We start from the raw sequence: 17,949 nt of genomic DNA on the forward strand, positions 1-17,949 counted from the left end.
TTTAGTTAATTATCAGTTTGCCATTAATATAATTAACCCCTAATAATTGATAAACTTACCTTTTGTTTACTGTTTATCAACCAAGAGTGTTTAATGGATAAGTTAACCAGCATGAAGGTCTTCGTTTACGTGGTCGAGCAAGGCAGCTTTCGTAGCGCCGCAAATCACTTCAACCTGTCAGCGACCATGATAAGTAAACATGTCCATTCCTTAGAAACCGGTTTGAATTCTCAACTGATCCACCGCACCACGCGCAAGCAATCATTAACCGATTCAGGGCAGCTTTACTATCGAGAATGTAAGCGAATTCTCGAAGATATCAGCAATGCCGAAAACCTCATTCAAACCTTAGAAAATCAACCTCAAGGCACAGTAAAAATTAACTGCCCAGTCACTTATGGGAACAAGGTGATTGCCCCTATTGTGGCTAAGTTCCTCGCACATCACCCAACCATAAACGTCGAGCTGATGTTGAATAATGACCTTGTTGATCCTTACTCATCCGACATTGATTTGATGGTGCGAATTGGTGACCTATCCGATTCAAGTTTGGTCGCAAGATATTTAGGGGACTATGAGATGTGTTATTGCGCCGCTCCCGATTACCTTAACCAACATGCTGAAATCAAAGTATTAGAAGACTTGGCACAGCACCCATCGCTTGGGTTCGGTTACAGCAGCCAAGCCCCTCACGCCACATCGAATAAAGAACGTGTTCGCTTGATGTCGAATAATGGTAATGTGTTGCGATATGCCGCCCTACAAGGCGTGGGCGTGTTGTTGCAGCCGACTATCTTAGTCTCAGAAGAGATTGAGCGTGGTGCTCTGTTGGAAATTTTAGCTGGCATGGCACCATTACCAAAGCCGATTCACCTACTCTACAAAACCAAGCAGCTGTCGTTGAAGAACAGAACCTTTGTTGAGTTCTTGCTAGCCGAGCTTTCCAAATAACTAGGGTGATCTGAGTAACTAAGGTGGTCTGCGTTACTAATGGCTTTAAAACAACGATGAAGGTTAATGCCCTTGCCAATGGCTCACCAAGCGTTTACCAAGATCAGAAGGTGTAGTGTAATGGACGATCATCTCATCACATTGGTTGAACACCATGAAGTGTTTAAGCTCATCGCATAAAGCGTGAACCAATGACTCATAGTTTCTAATTCGCTCTTCAACAACCAAGTTGCGAATATTGAGTAAACGGGTCTTCCTGTCGACCTTACAATCCATTCGCGCCACCAGCTTACCTTGCCACAGAATCGGCAAACTAAAGTAACCAAACTGGCGCTTGGCTTCTGGAACATAGCACTCAAGAAGGTAATCAAAGTTGAACAATGATTGCATTCGCTTACGTTGAATCAGCAGATTATCAAATGGCGAGAGTATCTTAAGCTTAGTCCTGGAAAGAGGCTGATTCAACAGTTCAAAAGCATCCGGCAGCACATAATAATCAGAGCCTTGAACACTCACTTTCATCACTCGTTTGTCTTCAAGCATCTCCTGGAGTGTTTTCTGAATCAGAGGTTTGGTGTTCTTGAGGAGATAGCTCATCTCCGACGCTATTCCCATACCATTGGCTTCTAAATAACGCGTGATCAGATGCTCAATGTACTCTTGTTCCGTTGGTTCAGAGGTATCAATGCCGCTCGGCAAAACTCGCTCGGTTAAGTCATACACCTTATGAAAGTTTACTCGGCTCGGCACCATTAAGTCACCTTGCATAAACAAGGTCTCTAGCGCCTGTTTGGCCGGTTTACCGCCCCACCCACCGGGGTTTGGTCTATCCCCTTCAAAGTCTTTCGCCATTAATGGCCCTTCGCTCTCAATACGTTTGAGAACATGTGCCATCAGTGCGTCGTCTTTTTTATACCAATGCTTAAGCTTACCGCTCGTAAATCCATTCTTTCGATGCAAGCTGAAACGATAATCTCGCATGGGTAAATACGCGGCGGCGTGCGACCAATACTCAAACACTTCACGACGCTCTAACAACTTATCAAGGTGATTCAGTTGGTAGTCTTGATTGCGATTCCACAACGTATGGTGGTGGGCTCGCTGAATCACAGAGATGGTATCAATTTGCACATAGCCAAGGTTTTCAAGCGCAGACAGCGTGTTCGCCAAAGCGCCCCCATTACGTTGCTTTTTAGGTGGCAGCTTTTGCGAAAGCAGTACAATTTTTTGTGCTTGAGCGAGTGACAATGATTCCATGAAATTCAGACTCTAATTGATACCAATAATCGGCTTATGATTCAGCAATCAGCTCTTGAAGAATTTGCTTGTACGTTTCGACCGTCTGCGCACCAGTCACGGCACTCTTGCGGTTGAATACCACAGTAGGAACCGCAGAAATGCCCATGCGTTGCCATTCAAACTCTTGCGCTTCAATTTGCTTTAAGTTGTCGATGTTCTTCAAGCGTTTCAGTGCCTTCGTTGAGTCTAAGCCAACCGCTTCAAGTTCTTGTGCAATCACTTCAAGATCAGACAGATCTTTCTGCTCTGAAAAGTGCGCAGTAAAGAAGCGTAGCTTTAACTCAGTCTGTTTACCGTGCGCTAGAGCAAAATCAAGCAGCACATGTAGGTGACGTGAATTCACCATTCTCATGCTGTCATAGAAATTGAAATCGAACCCTACCGCTTTGCCACGAGCAGCCAGTTGCTCACGTGAATTTTGGCTCTCTTCCGCACTAGAGCCGTATTTTCTCATGATGTGGTCGCGCAGGTTTTCACCTTCTTGCGGCATATCTGGATTCAACTCAAACGGCTGCCATTCAAGTTCAATTTGCTCCGCTAAACCAAGTTCCGTAATGGCTTGCTCTAAGTTTTTGTAGCCGACCACGCACCATGGGCACATTACGTCAGAAATAATATCGAGTTGAAGTTTCTTGCTCATCGTCATTCCAAATGTCGTTGATAAGGCGCATCCAATACAACTGAATACCCATCTTTCTAATCAGACTACAACAAACTGAACACTCGTTCAAATTTAACTCAATGCACCAGTAGCCAACAAAAAAGCCAACTCATCTTCACGAGTTGGCTTTGATAAAAATAGGATTGAGCTTAACCGCGTTACGCTAGCAGTTTCTCAAGTACTTGGAATACACCGGCATCGACGTTACTTGGCGCGCTAAAACGTGCGATCTCTTTTAACTTTGGATGCGCGTTTTCCATCGCGTAAGAGTGATAGCTCTCTTTAAGCATTTCCAAGTCATTTAGGTAATCACCAAAGCTCATGGTCTGCTCGTAAGTGAAACCTAATGTGTTTTGCAGATGCTTGAGCGCCGCACCTTTTGACGCTTCAGCGTTCATCACATCCAACCAAATTTTTGCGCTCACAACCACTTGGTAATTCTCACCAAACTTAGCGTCGATGCTTGGGTTTACTTTCTCTTGTGAACCATCAAAGTGGCAAATAGCAACCTTGATGAAATCGTCTTCTACCGCCAGCAAGTCTTCTACTTGCTCACGGCGATGGTAGTACTTAGAGATCTCAGCTAAAGCACGCTCGTCTTTGGTTTCGATGTATGCCGACTTCTTACCACACAACACAACATGAGCGCCTTCGATAGCACGCGCTTCTTTGATGATGTCTTTGATGGCATCAGTATCAAGCAAGCAACTGTAAAGCTCTTGGCCTTTGTGCATCACTAATGTGCCGTTTTCAGCAACAAACATCATGCGGTCTTTAATTGGAGCAAAAGTTTCCATTAAGCTGTAATACTGGCGACCCGATGCCGCCGCAAAAATGATGTCTTGAGCTTCTAGTCGCTCATAAAGATTGAAGAATTCTGGGTCTAACTTTCCGTGTTCATTAAGCAGAGTGCCGTCCATATCAGCAGCGATAAATTTGATGTTCTGTTGTGGCATTTCAGATACTTACCTTAAAATTGTAATAAGTCCACAATGTCGTGGGCAAGTCGTTGATTATATCTCAATCTAACCTAATTGCTCCCCTCTAACATGATTAAATAACTAACATAAAAATCAATAAAAAGTGAAAAAACTGGGACTCATCATTAACTTATTGTTCCATTTATAAATACGCCATACTTTTGTGATATTACTCCCATAAAAACACCCCTAGCAGTGTTATTTTGCACAACTTTGCAACGAGTTGTTCACCTACATATTGCTTATTTATAATTTATGGTTGTTGATTAATGTTTTTTAGCTTCGAAATATTCCTTAAAGCCCTAATCACAACGAGCCTGATATTAGTCGTCTTCATTGTTGACCCACTTGGAATCAGAAACTCTGCCGAAGACCACTATGAAGATCATATTCTAAGATTATGGTCTCCATTCTTTAGTGAAACAGTTTCTAAAGACATCGTAGTTGTATTAATTGATGACCAATATATAGAAGGAACTAACACTTACCCGGTTAGCTACCGAAATCTTGCCCGGCTACTTAAAACTATCTCACGTTACGAACCACAATCCATGTTCTACGATATTCTTCAACATCATGAGCATTCCGATAATCTAAAGCGTTGGTTGCGCATGCTGGATAACCAGAAGTTCCCCATTTTCATGGCCAGCAACACCAATTATGACACTGAACAAAGACTTAATGATCCGGAATCACTAAGACACAAAATATCAAATGTCACACAACTGGCAGCAGTATCTTGGAGTGGTGAAGGACGATACTACCCGTTGTCTGTCCCATGGAATGATAAGACAATGAACACCGTTGCGGCTGCGATGTATCAAGACTGGTGCGCACGAGACAAACAGTGCGATACCACATCCATCGGCAATATGGATGACGCGGTCATTGTCCAATGGAGCAACAAACACGCTAGTAACCAGGAGTCATTTTTTCCACTTGGGTTTGACTGTGGAGAACACACCAGCCAGTTTCAACAGTTAAAAGAGTTACTTGTCGTAAGCCTTACTCAAGGCATACAAGACCAAAATGATGTCGATGCCACGCTCAGAAAACGCTGTCCGCCCTTTCTTACTATTGCAGCTTCCAAGCTCAGTGCTCCTGGTGCAGCTGGTTCACCTGAACTAAAACAAGCCATTAAGGGGAAAATGGTACTCGTTGGTTACCATGTTACTGGTGGTGTCGATCTAGTTGTTTCACCCGTTCACGGCACGCTTCCTGGGGTCTACTTTCATGCTATGGCACTCGATAACCTAGTCACACTTAAAGATGACTACTGGCGTTCCCCTGACGACACTGGGTTATTTAACCTAAGTATTGCAGATATGGTTGAGATTTCAGTGCAAACCATCGTTCTATTTTTAGTCATTTGGTTTCGCTTTAACTTTCTAGAACAACAAGAAAGTCTGCAATTCAATGAAAGACAAAAACTTTGGGGCGCTTTCGTTCCGATGATAATCATCATTGCTGTCATCGCCATTTCAGTTGCCATATCTCACTTTGTACTTAACGTCGGTGCACCTAATTGGTATGGATTGGTTCTGATCATTTTTATCGACTTGCCGGTGTTTTTCTTCTTCATATTTGAAGCTTTCAGACCAAAACTCGAAATATATCGAGAGAAAGCCTGTGTATTCGCAAAAACAGCCAAGCATAAATTAAGAAAAATACAATAAACACATAATATTCAGTAAATAAGGAACATTTATGAAACTATTATCAACGCTAGTTCTAGGCTTATCATTAGGTTTTTCGACATCAGCAGCCATGGCGCAAGACCACGTCAAGATTATTGACTTTTTAGTCGATAATGTTTGGGTGTGTGACAAGAATAATGAATGCGCAGACGTATCAACGAAGACTTTACCTGACCCAACCCAAAGTGGGCTCATTGTTGAAAACTATGACCGCAAAGAACAGATGGTAATGGTCAAAATTGATGGCCAAGAAAAATGGTTTGACCAAATCGAAGTGCAGCTCAATAAAACTGCGGTGGCCAGTGTCGTATGTAGCACACAAGTCATTAGTGCCAAAAGTGACAGTGGTACTTACGCAACCCTAGGTTTAGGTGAGGGGTGTAACTAATGAAGAAACTACTTTGGCTAGCTGCGCCTTTATTAATATCAGGATGTGCCGTCGACAGCCTCAATAATCTTGTAGGCAGCAAATACGAATCTTTCGATGGTAAATACATCGACCAACACCTTGGTGAAACAAATTCTCCAAAGAAAAACACCGAGGCGAGCGCTGAGTTTGCGAATATAGTCAACACGCGCGCCGCTGCCGATAAAGACCTGATCGCAAACCCATACGTTAATAAATACCTAGAAGGTATCTTAGCTAAAATTCTTAAGCAGTGGGACCAACCTGTCGATAACGACATTGCCATTATGGTCTCATCTGACCGCAGCTACTCTGCTTATGCAACACCTAATACCATCGTCATCACTCAAGGCGTATTAGCCGATGCGGAATCTGAAGATGAGGTAGCGTTCATTATTGCACATGAGCTTTCCCATATTTTACTTAAGCATAACGACACCAATGAATACTTTGCTAAGCAAAGCGCTTTAGTCAGTAAAACAGCAAACATAGCAATGAGTACCGCACTCATCACTGATATGAAAACGGAAAAAACAAACAATGGTTACAAAATAACCAACCAAAATAAAAGCTCGACCAAAAATCTAATTAAAGACTCCTACCGTGCGGGTTTAACCATTAACCGCTTAAGTCGAGACGTTATTAGCTCTTCAATGAGCCGTAATGCTGAAGATGAAGCGGATCTACTCGGCATGGATCTCTTAGTAAAAGCGGGGTACAGCCCAAGAGCCTTCTCACCAGTACTTGAACGACTAGACAGTAGTCAGAAGTTTACAACAGCTCAGCTCAAGGAAAAAAAACAAGACTTTCAAAGCTTTGTTAGCCTAGCGAGTGATGCGGGTAAGCACTTATCCAGTGAAAACAAATGGAGTAACTTAGGCTATTTAGCTGCAAATGAAGCTGGCACTCAACTTTTGCAAAGTTTTTCTGCCAGACATGCCTCTCCAATAGATCGCAAGAAAGACCTATCAGCTTACGTTAAACGTGAATATAGAAAAGAGCGTAAAAGATACGTGTCATCGACTGAATTCGAGAGGGTGGTAAAAAACGGTAAAGGCAAGCAGATCCAACAGAACTATTGGTATGCATCCGAGGCTTTTAAAGCCTTAGAGTTTGGCGATATAAAAACGGCAGAAACGCTCGCAAGAAAAGCAGTATCTGGTCCAACTAAAAATCATGCTTACCCGCGTTTAGCTTTCTATGGAGTACGAAAAGCACAAAACTTAGACTCGAAAGCACTGCAGAATCTAGCCCTGATCAAGAACTGGGACTATGCCTCAATTCAAACTTTCACGTTAGCTGCACAATCTTATCGCGAACAGAAAAAGCCAACCAACTCGCTCAAACTGCTCGCAAAAGGTGAACAAGTTATCGGAACCCAAGTCCCGTTCTTCCCCGAGTACATTGCAGCACACAAAGCATTAGGAAATGACACCCAAGTAGCGGAGCTTCTTACACAATGTAAGGGACTAAGTGAAAGTAATATCGTTGCTCAATGCCATAACAGTGCAGGAGTCGCGATTCCACAAAGCACAGAATCAAGTAGCAGCCTAATGGATTCTTTTAATTCTTTAACCTCGTTGGTAGAACTTTAGTCACAATAGGCACCAGTAAAAGATTTCATTATTGGTGCCTTCATTTGCTAAGGGGTCACGCCTGCCAACTTCAACCAAACTTCACGGTAGTCTTGCCTATTAGCCTCGCTTCCCTGAAACTCACTTCGAACAATCAGCCCCTCTAGAAAGACCATCATCATTTCAGGTCGCACGTCATGAGGTTTCTTTTCCGAAAGCAACGGCACAATAAGTTCTTTCAACCATGATTTGTGCTGTTGTGAAAGCATCGCAATGTCATCTTCCGATTCTTTAAATTCGGCGAGTGCGTGCATGAACATGCAACCTTTAAAGTCAGGCTGTTCAAACCAAGCAAAGTGCCAATCTAACAGTGCATTCAGTTGGTTTTTCAATCCGGAGGTGGATGACAGTGCCGCTTCTAAACTCGATTCGAAGCGCCGGTGACGCCTAGCCAGAACGGCTTCAATCAGTTTAGCTTTTGAACCAAAGTGACGGTACATAGACGTCTTAGAAACTGCCGCTTCATCTCGAATCATATCCACTCCAACGGCAGTATAGCCAAGACGATTAAACAAAGATTCAGCCACATCTAAGATCAGTTCTTTCTTACTCATCCAATCCACTCTATCAATTAAGGTCGCAAAGTTTTTCGTTGTAATGAGTGTACAGATCTGTATCATCCAAATCAAACGGTACAGATCTGTACACTCTTAAATATTACTCTTAAACGAGGAGCTACGTGATGATCAGAAAACTAACTGGTGGCGGAGAACTACCTCCCAAAGCAACACTAAGCCAACTACTAAAAGGCTTTGTCGGTGGTACGGTAGGCATATTGATCTTGTGTTTACTTGCCGAGCAATCACAAGTGCCATGGTTAATGGCTCCATTCGGCGCGACGTGTGTTTTACTGTTTGCAGTGCCAGCATCACCACTTGCTCAACCACGGAACATCATTGCTGGCCATTTCATATCAGCTGCTGTCGGCTTATTAGCACTGTATGGCTTTGGTGACTCTTATCTCGTGATGTCTTTTGCAGTGGGTAGCGCGATCTTTTTGATGCAATACTTTCGCGCGGTTCATCCACCTGCAGGCGCTAACCCGATTGTTATCGCGTTAGCAGGCACATCTCTTGTAGATTGGACTTTCCTGTTTACGCCCGTTTTAGTGGGCAGTATCGCGCTCGTTTTGATTGGTACTATGCTCAATAACACTTCGACTCAACAGAGGTGGCCACTCTATTGGATCGGGAAGTCGAACGCAGGCAATAATCGCTAGCTTACTCATGGGTAAGGTAGCTAGTGAAATTTACTCTGACTTTTAAAATTCGCGTTGACCGCTAAAACAAATAGGCTTACTATTAATCGTCTTTTAACGATTGGTAGTAAGCGAGCCCACTAAATATGACCACAACATGCCAAGCAACAGATAGCTGTTCTCTGCCTCCAAGTAACGCTGAAGCAGAAAAAGAAATGGCGGCGTTGGCAAAAGCACTCGCTCACCCAGCGAGAATTCGCATACTTAGTATCTTGTCCGCGTTAGAAAAGTCAGGCGGCTGCTTGAACAGTGATCTGGTTAGTGAATTAGGTTTAGCTCAATCAACAGTATCAGAGCACCTAAGAATCTTGAAAACCTTAGGTTTTATCACTGCTGAGTCTATCCCGCCGAAGATGTGTTACCGCATCGACCGCGACAATATTCAACGCTTCGAATCGGTATTTAACAGCATTTTAAAATAGAAGTTCACGCTTGAGGGATCGGCTTTGATAGCCTTTACTTTTAAGCGTGTTTTTTTGCCACAATCAATCGTTTTTCGACGATTTACGATATCACTAAAGAGAGATTACCATGAAACCAAAGTTAGGTTTTCTAGATCGCTACTTAACACTCTGGATCTTCATCGCCATGGGTATTGGTGTGCTGCTTGGCACCGTATTCCCACAAATCGAACAGTGGAACGAATCTATGTCTGTTGGCACAACCAACATTCCACTCGCGATTGGCCTTATCTTAATGATGTACCCACCTTTGGCTAAGGTTAACTACAGCCTATTGGGCACTGTGGTAAAAGATAAGAAAGCCATCAAACTGTCTCTGATCATGAACTGGTTGGTTGGCCCTATCCTAATGTTTGTATTGGCGCTGACGTTCTTGGGTGATCACCCAGGTTACATGGTCGGTGTGATTCTGATTGGTCTTGCTCGTTGTGTGGCAATGGTTCTGGTTTGGAACGACATCGGCGGCGGCAACAAAGAGTACGGCGCGGCATTGGTTGCTCTAAACAGTGCATTCCAAGTGGTGAGCTACAGCTTTATGGCGTGGCTATTCATCAGCGTTCTTCCACCAGTATTTGGTTACGAAGGCATGATGGTAGATATCTCGATGATCGATATTGCACACAGTGTACTTATCTATCTAGGTATCCCATTCCTAGCGGGCTTCCTAAGCCGTAAGATCCTAGTGTCGATGAAAGGCGAGCAGTGGTACAACGATGTGTTCATTCCACGCATCTCACCAATCACACTGATTGCTCTACTGGCGACTATCGTTCTGATGTTCAGCCTAAAAGGCGAGATGATTGTTGAACTGCCAATGGACGTATTGTTGATTGCTGTTCCACTGACTATCTACTTCACAGCGATGTTCTTCATCAGCTTCTTCATTGGTAAGAAGATGGGCATTGAGTACGACAAGAATGCATCAATTGCCTTCACAGCGACAGGTAACAACTTTGAATTAGCCATTGCGGTTGCAATCTCTGTATTCGGTATCAACTCAGACCAAGCGTTTGCAGGTGTTATCGGTCCACTGATTGAAGTGCCAGTATTGATTTACCTAGTGAACGTTGCGCTTAAGATGAAAGACAAGTACTACAACGGTCAGACCGTTAAATCTAGCATCTAGCATCTAGCATCTAGCATCTAGCATCTAGCAGAAGATTAGAAAAACTAAGGGCTTACCTTTCGGGGTAAGCCCTTTTTATTTGTCTGTCGCCTATGAAAGATTAGTCGAGCAAGGTTTTGAGATGCTCTTCCAACCACAGTAAGCCCGGCCCTTTCATCGCTTTCTTAGAGATCACCAAATCGACAGGAGGCGACCATGTTTTATGGTCAAACGAGACGTTAATCTGGTTAAGCTTTCCCTGTTGAATCTCATCTTCCACCAAGTAACTTGGCAAGTATGCCCAGCCCACCGAGCTATGTACGATCATCTCTTTAATAGCGACAAAGCTGTTCGCCCACCACACCTTGCCAGCGACTACCGGAAAATGGTCAATCACCTTACCTTTGTTGCCCCGTAGAATAAGCTGACGATGAGAAATAAAGTCGGGTAACTTAGCAACCGACACTTCAGCTAAAGCATGATCTGGATGACACACAGCAACAAAAGGCAGGTTACCAATAAAGCAGGGTTCGGAGTCGGCGTGAAAAGCGAGGTCGGTAAACATCAGGCCGATATCTGCACGGTCTTGTGACACCAAGCGATTAACATCGGTACTCGCCGCAGCCATTAACTCAACTTCGGTGGCAGGGAATGTTCGGCTAAATTTATCCAACACCTTAGGCAATGAAGGAAGCAACAAGGCATCGTCTAAAGCGATACGCAATAGCCCTTCCTCTTGATTATTGATGGCGTTAACTGATGAGTTGAGATCTTCCACCTGCAGGATAATCGCTTTTACCTGCTTGAAGAGCTGCTGGCCTTGCGCCGTCAGCGTTGGTTTGCGGGTCGAACGGTCAAAAAGTTGAACATTAAAATCTATTTCAAGATTACTGATACCTTGGCTCACCGCCGACTGCACCTTGCCCAACTCACGAGCACTGGCAGAAAATGACCCTAATTCAACGGCATACACAAACATTTTCAGTTGTTCAATGTTGTACATTCGGTGTCTCCCAAAACTTACTATCACTATATGTGATACTAACTATCTTTATATTATCACCTAAGTAGATATTATCTAGCCAAGTCATTAGCCCATCGGCGGCTATTTAATCGTAAAGAGAGTTAGAAAAATGTCACATAAAGAACGCATGTTGCACATGGTGCTATTTGAATTGGTTGCTTTGGTTTTGATGGCAGGGCTTGCAACCTATATTACAGGAAACGGCGCAGGTGAAATGGCAGGCTTAGCGCTCGCAATATCATTGATAGCGATGGCTTGGAACTACGTTTACAACTATGGCTACGACAAAATTTACGGAGCTGACCGAAGCAAAAGAACCAAGAAAACACGTGTTCTGCACGGATTAGGTTTTGAGCTTGGCTTAATGACAGTGACTCTACCTGTCTTGATGTGGGTTCTACAACTCGATTTCCTAACCGTACTGATCATGGACATCGGCCTAGTTATTTTCTTCGTACTTTACGCGATTGCGTTCAACTGGGCATACGACTCGGTTCGAGATCAATTGGTAGCGAAAGGAAAAGTGGCAGCTCTGGTTTAGAGCGGTAAGTTCGTATCGTATAACAAGAACATACACCCAAATTTAAACTGCCAAACTACAACATAGTTGGCAGTTTATTCATTTATGCATATAAGCTCATTTGTTAACTCCCTTGTTACATAGCAAAAACATCACACAGCCCTCCCTAATTAAGTCTAATAATCCGCCACTCACGAAGTAGCATCACAAATCCAAACATAAACTCCTCGTACCAGTTGCGCATTCATTTACATATAGGTAGTTTGAGCGGCTTCGCAACCTATCAATTCGAGCAAAGACGTTCATTCGAGCCTCTTTTTCTAACAAAAGTGTTCGGATTAACATTTCAAGTGACTTTAATTAACAATTTTATGCTCAAACGCTCACTTTTGATGTTCGTTTATTTTCGAGTTCGCAAATATATGCACAATACACGTGCTAGATAAGCAAAACTAAAAAGGACTCGAACATGACAACAAACAAACACCCTTCTTTATTTGGGCAATGCTTGGCTGAATTTATCGGTACAGGATTACTCATATTCTTTGGCGTTGGCTGTGTGGCCGCTCTGGTATTAACTGGTGCGACATTCGGACAATGGGAAATCAGCATCATCTGGGGCTTCGGTGTTGCGATTGCAATTTACTGTACTGCCGGCGTTTCAGGCGCACACATCAACCCAGCCGTAACGATTGCACTGGCCATGTTCCATGGCTTTGATAAAGCGAAAGTGGTGCCTTACATCATTTCGCAACTGCTTGGCGCTTTCTGCTCTGCAGCATTGGTTTACAGCCTGTACAGCAACCTATTTACTGACTACGAAATCGCACATAACTTCGTTCGTAGCAGCCAAGACGCACTATCAACTGCTGGTATCTTCTCGACTTACCCACATGCTTCACTTTCTTTCTTCGGCGCTTTTGCTGTGGAATTCGTGATTACTGCAGTGTTGATGTTTGCCATCTTAGCGTTAGGTGATGAGAACAACGGCGCATCTCGCGGTGCGATGAACCCTCTACTGATCGGTATTCTTATTGCAGTAATTGGTGGTTCTTTAGGTCCACTGACTGGCTTCGCAATGAACCCTGCTCGTGACTTTGGACCAAAACTTTTCGCTTACTTTGCAGGTTGGGATTTCGCACTAAGCGGTGCTCGTGATATTCCTTACTTCATCGTTCCAATTCTTGCTCCAATTGCTGGTGCGTGTTTTGGTGGTTGGTTGTACCCACGAGTTATCGGTGCTTACCTACCAGTAGAAGGCCAAGGCTGCACAATTCCAAACCAATGTGAAACAGAAGAAGAAGCTGAACAAGCTCAAGCTTAATCCCTAAGCGACCTTACATTTACTAAAATATAAATAACGAAAGAAAAAGGATTCTTACCATGACCGAGCAAAAATACATTGTTGCCCTAGACCAAGGCACCACAAGTTCTCGCGCTGTAATCCTCGATCACGATGCAAACATCGTTAGTTCTTCTCAACGAGAATTCACTCAGATTTACCCGAAAGCGGGTTGGGTTGAGCATGATCCAATGGAAATCTGGGCGACTCAAAGCTCTACATTGGTTGAAGCGCTTGCTAAAGCAGGCATTCGCAGCGACGAGCTAGCAGGCATTGGTATCACTAACCAACGTGAAACCACCATTGTTTGGAACAAAGAGACAGGCAAGCCTGTTTATAACGCAATCGTATGGCAGTGTCGCCGTACAGCAGACATCTGTGAAGACCTAAAAGCACGTGGCCTAGAAGACTACGTACGTGACAATACTGGCTTAGTCCTTGACCCGTATTTCTCAGGTACAAAAGTAAAATGGATTCTAGACAACGTTGAAGGTGCTCGCGAAGACGCTGAAGCAGGCAAATTGCTATTCGGTACGGTTGATACTTGGTTGGTTTGGAAGATGACTCAAGGACGTGTACACGTTACGGATTACACTAACGCGTCACGTACTATGTTATTTAACATCAACGACCTATGCTGGGATCAAAAACTACTTGATGAGATGGGTATCCCTTCATCAATGATGCCAGAAGTGAAGCGTTCTTCTGAAGTGTACGGTCAAACGAACCTTGGTGGTAAAGGTGGTACTCGTATCCCAATCGCGGGTATTGCGGGTGACCAACAAGCTGCACTTTACGGTCAAATGTGTGTAGAAGCTGGCCAAGCGAAGAACACGTACGGCACAGGTTGTTTCCTTCTGATGAACACAGGCCAAGAGAAAGTAACCTCGAAAAACGGCCTACTAACAACACTGGCATGTGGCCCTAAAGGTGAACCTGCATACGCACTGGAAGGTGCGGTATTCATGGGTGGCGCATCAATCCAATGGCTACGTGATGAGATGAAGTTACTGGCTGGCGCAGAAGACTCTGAGTACTTCGCAACCAAAGTAGACTCTTCAAACGGCGTTTACGTGGTTCCTGCATTCACTGGCCTAGGCGCACCATACTGGGATGCTTACGCTCGCGGTACGATTGTTGGTCTAACTCGTGGTGTTAACTCGAACCACATCATCCGTGCAACACTGGAAGGTATTGCTTACCAAACTCGTGACGTACTGGATGCGATGCAAGCGGACTCAGGTATCAAGCTAGCGAAACTACGTGTTGATGGCGGCGCAGTAGCGAATAACTTCCTAATGCAATTCCAATCAGACGTGCTGGATACTGAAGTTCACCGTCCTGAAGTAACGGAAGTAACGGCTCTGGGTGCCGCTTACCTTGCTGGTCTAGCGGTTGGTTTCTGGGACAGCATTGACGAGCTTCAAGGCAAAGCTGTTCTAAACCGTACCTTCTTGCCACACCACGATGAAGAGAAGCGTAACCGCCGCTACAAAGGCTGGAAGCGTGCTATCAAGTGTGCTCAGGTTTGGTCTGAACTACACGATGACGACGAAGAGTAATACTGAGTCTTCAACTAGTCGCTATTCGTTAAACACTAGTCGTTCACTGAGCTAAAGCATTCGAATAATCACTTTCATGTCGATTGAATTGTTCGAACCTCAGTAAACGAAACTCAAAAGAGCACTATTTTGTGCTCTTTTTTGCGTTTTGGGCTCAAATTTTCTGCTCTGAGCACCGTTTTTGCGGTTTAGACACGATTCCTTACCATCATTACTTCTCTCTCTTCGTCAATTCGAGCACAATAGCGCGAGTTTATATTTTCGATTTTGACGCGCTAGAGCCTTTGGCGTGCAGGGAGTGGTAAGTTAAGTGAAGCAGATACCAAGACACCAGCAGATTGTAGACCTGGTTAAAACACAAGGATATGTGAGTACCGATGAGCTCGTTGAAAAGTTCGATGTCAGCCCACAAACCATCAGACGAGACCTCAACGAACTGGCCGATAGCAACAAAATCCGTCGCTATCACGGTGGTGCAACCATTCCTTTAAGCTCAGAAAACACCTCTTATAACACGCGTAAAGCGCATAACTTCAACGAAAAAGACGTGATCGCCGACGAACTGGTAAAACATATCCCAGATGGTGCAACCCTGTTCGTTGATATCGGAACTACACCAGAATCGGTTGCTCGCGCACTCAACAAGAATCATAAACAACTACGAGTTGTGACCAACAACATTAACGTTGCGAGCATCCTTCTGCCGAACCCTGAGATCAAGGTTATCTTGGCGGGCGGAGAAGTAAGAAACCGTGACGGCGGCATCGTAGGTGAAGCAACACTCGATTTCGTTAAACAGTTCCGCCTTGATTTTGGTATCTTGGGGATCAGTGGTATCGACTTTGACGGCTCACTGCTTGACTTTGACTATCACGAAGTTCGAGTGAAACAAGCCATCATCGAAAACAGCCGCAGTATCTTCTTAGCTGTCGACCACACTAAGTTTGGCCGTAATGCGATGGTTAAGCTTGGTAATATCTCTCAGGCACACATGGTGTTTACTAATAAGCAGCCGCCGGAAGAGATTCTCAACATCCTTAAAGATTCAGACATTCCATTAGAAGTCATCGATACCGCTCACCCTTCAACACCAAGTGAATAGCCCCTGCTAAGCCAAGCTAGATTAAATTGAGTGAATGGAGTTAAGCAGTCACATTCGTGAGCAATCAAAGCCAGATCTATTGATAAAACACTTTATCGATAGCTGGCTTTTTTAATAACTGAACCATCAATACTTGATCCCTGTTCATGTCACTTCTATGCTCGAATAAGTTTTATTTGAACCTCTGCTTTCATAAGCAGAGGTTTTTTTATGCGCAAATCACATAAAACGCGCATAAACGAAAATAATAAATGACCGCAAACGAAAGTTAATATAGGATTCAATTATGTTCTAAAATGCTCGTTCGCTCAGCAAGAGGTCAAAACCATGAGTGCTCAACAAAATAATTCAAAAAATAGTACATCTTCAACTCTAGACTTAATCGTGATCGGCGGCGGCATCAATGGTGCAGGTATCGCGGCAGATGCAGCAGGTCGTGGTCTAAACGTTGGTTTATACGAAGCAAATGATTTCGCCTCTGCGACATCGTCTGCAAGTTCAAAACTTATCCACGGTGGTTTACGTTACCTTGAACACTACGAGTTTCGTTTGGTTTCGGAAGCACTGGCCGAGCGTGAAGTATTACTAAGAAAAGCACCTCATGTTGCTCAACCTATGCGTTTCCGTTTACCTCATCGACCATTTTTACGCCCAGCTTGGATGATCCGCTGTGGCTTATTCCTTTACGATAACTTGGGTAAACGCACCACGCTTCCTGGTAGCAAAACAGTGAACTTGGCGAAATCAGGTTTATTGAAGCCAGAGATGAAAACAGGTTTCGAATACTCAGATTGCTGGGTAGATGATGCGCGTATGGTATTGCTGAACGTGTTAGCGGCGAAAGAGAACAACGCAGAAGTTCGTAACTACTGCCGAGTTGAAAAAGCGCACCGTGAAGGCGATGTTTGGCATGTAACGATTCTTGATGTGATGACAAACCAACGCTTCGAGCGCAAAGCAAAAGCACTTGTCAATGCAGCAGGCCCTTGGGTGAAACAGTTCTTCGATGATGGTTTAGAACAGGCTTCGCCTCGTAATATTCGTTTGATCAAAGGCTCACACATTGTTGTTCCACGCATTCACGACGAACCACAAGCGTACATTCTACAAAACAAAGATAATCGTATTGTGTTCATGATCCCTTACCTAGACAAATTCTCGATCATCGGTACTACCGACCTTGAATACAAAGGTGATCCGCGCGAAGTGGCTATCGACGATGTAGAAGTTGATTACCTGATTGATATCGTTAATCAGCACTTTGTTAAACAGCTTGGTCGTGAAGACGTAGTTTGGACATACAGTGGCGTAAGACCGCTTTGTGATGACGAATCGGATTCACCGCAAGCGATCACTCGTGACTACACGTTGGAATTGGACGCAGAGCTAGATCAAGCACCACTGCTTTCGATCTTCGGCGGTAAACTAACCACTTACCGTAAACTCGGCGAAGCAGCACTTAAGAAGTTAGAACCACACCTAACCAATATGGGTGCGCCTTGGACAGCCAACAACACGCTTCCAGGTGGTAACTTCAGCTGTAGCAGAGAGCAACTTGCGAAGATGATCCACACTAAATACCCTTGGGCATCTGAAGCGCTATTGCTTCGCTACGTGACTCAATTTGGTACTTACACGTGGAAGCTACTGGAAGGTGCGAATAGCGAAGCTGACCTTGGCATTCAATTCTCAAGCGAAGCCCATGGCGTTTATCAAGTTGAAATCGATTACTTGATCAATGAAGAGATGGCGATGACTGACGAAGACATCTTGTGGCGCAGAACCAAGCTTGGCCTGTACATGAGTGAATCAGAGCAGCAAGCAGTAACGGATTACCTGAAACAGAAACTACAAAGCAAGGTAGTGAGCTTTTCTCAAGTAGGCTAATCCCACCAGCCTAAACATGGTTCAAGAACATACTTAACAACGAAGCTTAGCGCCCCCCCC

At 44.1% G+C, this 17,949-nt stretch carries 17 protein-coding genes; 12 read left to right on the top strand and 5 right to left on the bottom strand.

Translation table 11 applies throughout. From position 1 onward, the window contains the following. Window positions 1-93: 93 nt before the first annotated feature. Entirely contained in the window at window positions 94-951 is an 858-nt protein-coding gene (locus OC193_RS22000) for a LysR substrate-binding domain-containing protein (protein ID WP_048660958.1), read from the top strand. 63 nt (window positions 952-1,014) lie between these two features. Here OC193_RS22000 and OC193_RS22005 read toward each other — a convergent pair whose 3' ends face one another. From OC193_RS22005 to OC193_RS22015, 3 genes are all read right to left on the bottom strand, one after another. After that, window positions 1,015-2,208 (bottom strand): winged helix-turn-helix domain-containing protein, encoded by a 1,194-nt coding sequence (locus OC193_RS22005; RefSeq protein ID WP_048660957.1) that lies wholly within the window; start codon window positions 2,206-2,208, stop codon window positions 1,015-1,017. A 34-nt stretch (window positions 2,209-2,242) separates the two neighbouring features. Continuing rightward, on the bottom strand, window positions 2,243-2,890 hold the full coding sequence (locus OC193_RS22010) for a DsbA family oxidoreductase (RefSeq protein ID WP_048660956.1): 648 nt from the start codon (window positions 2,888-2,890) through the stop codon (window positions 2,243-2,245). Window positions 2,891-3,069: 179 nt separating this feature from the next. Further along, window positions 3,070-3,867: a Cof-type HAD-IIB family hydrolase gene (locus tag OC193_RS22015; RefSeq protein WP_048660955.1), complete on the bottom strand. Its 798-nt coding sequence runs from the start codon at window positions 3,865-3,867 to the stop codon at window positions 3,070-3,072. 293 nt (window positions 3,868-4,160) lie between these two features. Here OC193_RS22015 and OC193_RS22020 point away from each other — a divergent pair, with 293 nt between their 5' ends. Genes OC193_RS22020 through OC193_RS22030 form a run of 3 tightly spaced genes read left to right on the top strand, consistent with a single transcriptional unit; the run spans window position 4,161 to window position 7,589 of the window. Further along, window positions 4,161-5,567: a CHASE2 domain-containing protein gene (locus tag OC193_RS22020; RefSeq protein ID WP_048660954.1), complete on the top strand. Its 1,407-nt coding sequence runs from the start codon at window positions 4,161-4,163 to the stop codon at window positions 5,565-5,567. Window positions 5,568-5,598: 31 nt separating this feature from the next. Next, complete coding sequence (locus OC193_RS22025; protein WP_048660953.1) at window positions 5,599-5,976, top strand: hypothetical protein; 378 nt, start codon at window positions 5,599-5,601, stop codon at window positions 5,974-5,976. Continuing rightward, on the top strand, window positions 5,976-7,589 hold the full coding sequence (locus OC193_RS22030) for a M48 family metallopeptidase (protein ID WP_048660952.1): 1,614 nt from the start codon (window positions 5,976-5,978) through the stop codon (window positions 7,587-7,589). The genes OC193_RS22025 and OC193_RS22030 overlap by 1 nt, the downstream gene beginning before the upstream one ends. A gap of 47 nt (window positions 7,590-7,636) precedes the next feature. On the opposite strand, the gene OC193_RS22035 is transcribed toward OC193_RS22030, so the two are convergent. Next, the gene (locus tag OC193_RS22035; RefSeq protein ID WP_048660951.1) at window positions 7,637-8,182 is read right to left on the bottom strand and encodes a TetR/AcrR family transcriptional regulator; all 546 of its coding nucleotides are present in this window, start codon (window positions 8,180-8,182) and stop codon (window positions 7,637-7,639) included. Between the two features lie 128 nt (window positions 8,183-8,310). On the opposite strand from OC193_RS22035, the gene OC193_RS22040 reads away from it, so the two are divergent. The 3 genes from OC193_RS22040 (at window position 8,311) to arsB (ending at window position 10,473) form a co-directional block, all read left to right on the top strand. Continuing rightward, a complete protein-coding gene (locus tag OC193_RS22040; RefSeq protein WP_048660950.1) occupies window positions 8,311-8,847 on the top strand; it encodes an HPP family protein in 537 nt (178 codons plus the stop codon). A gap of 125 nt (window positions 8,848-8,972) precedes the next feature. After that, window positions 8,973-9,308, top strand: a complete 336-nt coding sequence (locus tag OC193_RS22045; protein WP_048662469.1) for an ArsR/SmtB family transcription factor — start codon at window positions 8,973-8,975, stop codon at window positions 9,306-9,308. Between the two features lie 109 nt (window positions 9,309-9,417). After that, window positions 9,418-10,473 carry an ACR3 family arsenite efflux transporter gene (arsB, locus tag OC193_RS22050; protein WP_048662471.1) on the top strand — a complete coding sequence of 352 codons (1,056 nt, stop codon included), beginning with the start codon at window positions 9,418-9,420 and terminating at the stop codon, window positions 10,471-10,473. A 100-nt stretch (window positions 10,474-10,573) separates the two neighbouring features. Here arsB and OC193_RS22055 read toward each other — a convergent pair whose 3' ends face one another. After that, window positions 10,574-11,455 carry a LysR family transcriptional regulator gene (locus tag OC193_RS22055; protein ID WP_048662475.1) on the bottom strand — a complete coding sequence of 294 codons (882 nt, stop codon included), beginning with the start codon at window positions 11,453-11,455 and terminating at the stop codon, window positions 10,574-10,576. Between the two features lie 130 nt (window positions 11,456-11,585). Between OC193_RS22055 and OC193_RS22060 the strand changes: the two genes are divergently transcribed. From OC193_RS22060 to glpD, 5 genes are all read left to right on the top strand, one after another. After that, window positions 11,586-12,017 carry a PACE efflux transporter gene (locus tag OC193_RS22060; protein WP_048609883.1) on the top strand — a complete coding sequence of 144 codons (432 nt, stop codon included), beginning with the start codon at window positions 11,586-11,588 and terminating at the stop codon, window positions 12,015-12,017. Between the two features lie 448 nt (window positions 12,018-12,465). Then, the gene (locus OC193_RS22065; RefSeq protein ID WP_004732234.1) at window positions 12,466-13,320 is read left to right on the top strand and encodes an MIP/aquaporin family protein; all 855 of its coding nucleotides are present in this window, start codon (window positions 12,466-12,468) and stop codon (window positions 13,318-13,320) included. A 59-nt stretch (window positions 13,321-13,379) separates the two neighbouring features. Next, entirely contained in the window at window positions 13,380-14,900 is a 1,521-nt protein-coding gene (glpK, locus tag OC193_RS22070; RefSeq protein WP_048660940.1) for a glycerol kinase GlpK, read from the top strand. Between the two features lie 310 nt (window positions 14,901-15,210). Continuing rightward, window positions 15,211-16,002 carry a DeoR/GlpR family transcriptional regulator gene (locus tag OC193_RS22075; protein WP_048660939.1) on the top strand — a complete coding sequence of 264 codons (792 nt, stop codon included), beginning with the start codon at window positions 15,211-15,213 and terminating at the stop codon, window positions 16,000-16,002. Between the two features lie 327 nt (window positions 16,003-16,329). Continuing rightward, entirely contained in the window at window positions 16,330-17,889 is a 1,560-nt protein-coding gene (glpD, locus tag OC193_RS22080) for a glycerol-3-phosphate dehydrogenase (RefSeq protein WP_048662476.1), read from the top strand. Window positions 17,890-17,949: the final 60 nt, after the last annotated feature.

Origin of the sequence: Vibrio crassostreae, from assembly GCF_024347415.1 — a bacterium.
GTDB lineage: Bacteria > Pseudomonadota > Gammaproteobacteria > Enterobacterales > Vibrionaceae > Vibrio > Vibrio crassostreae.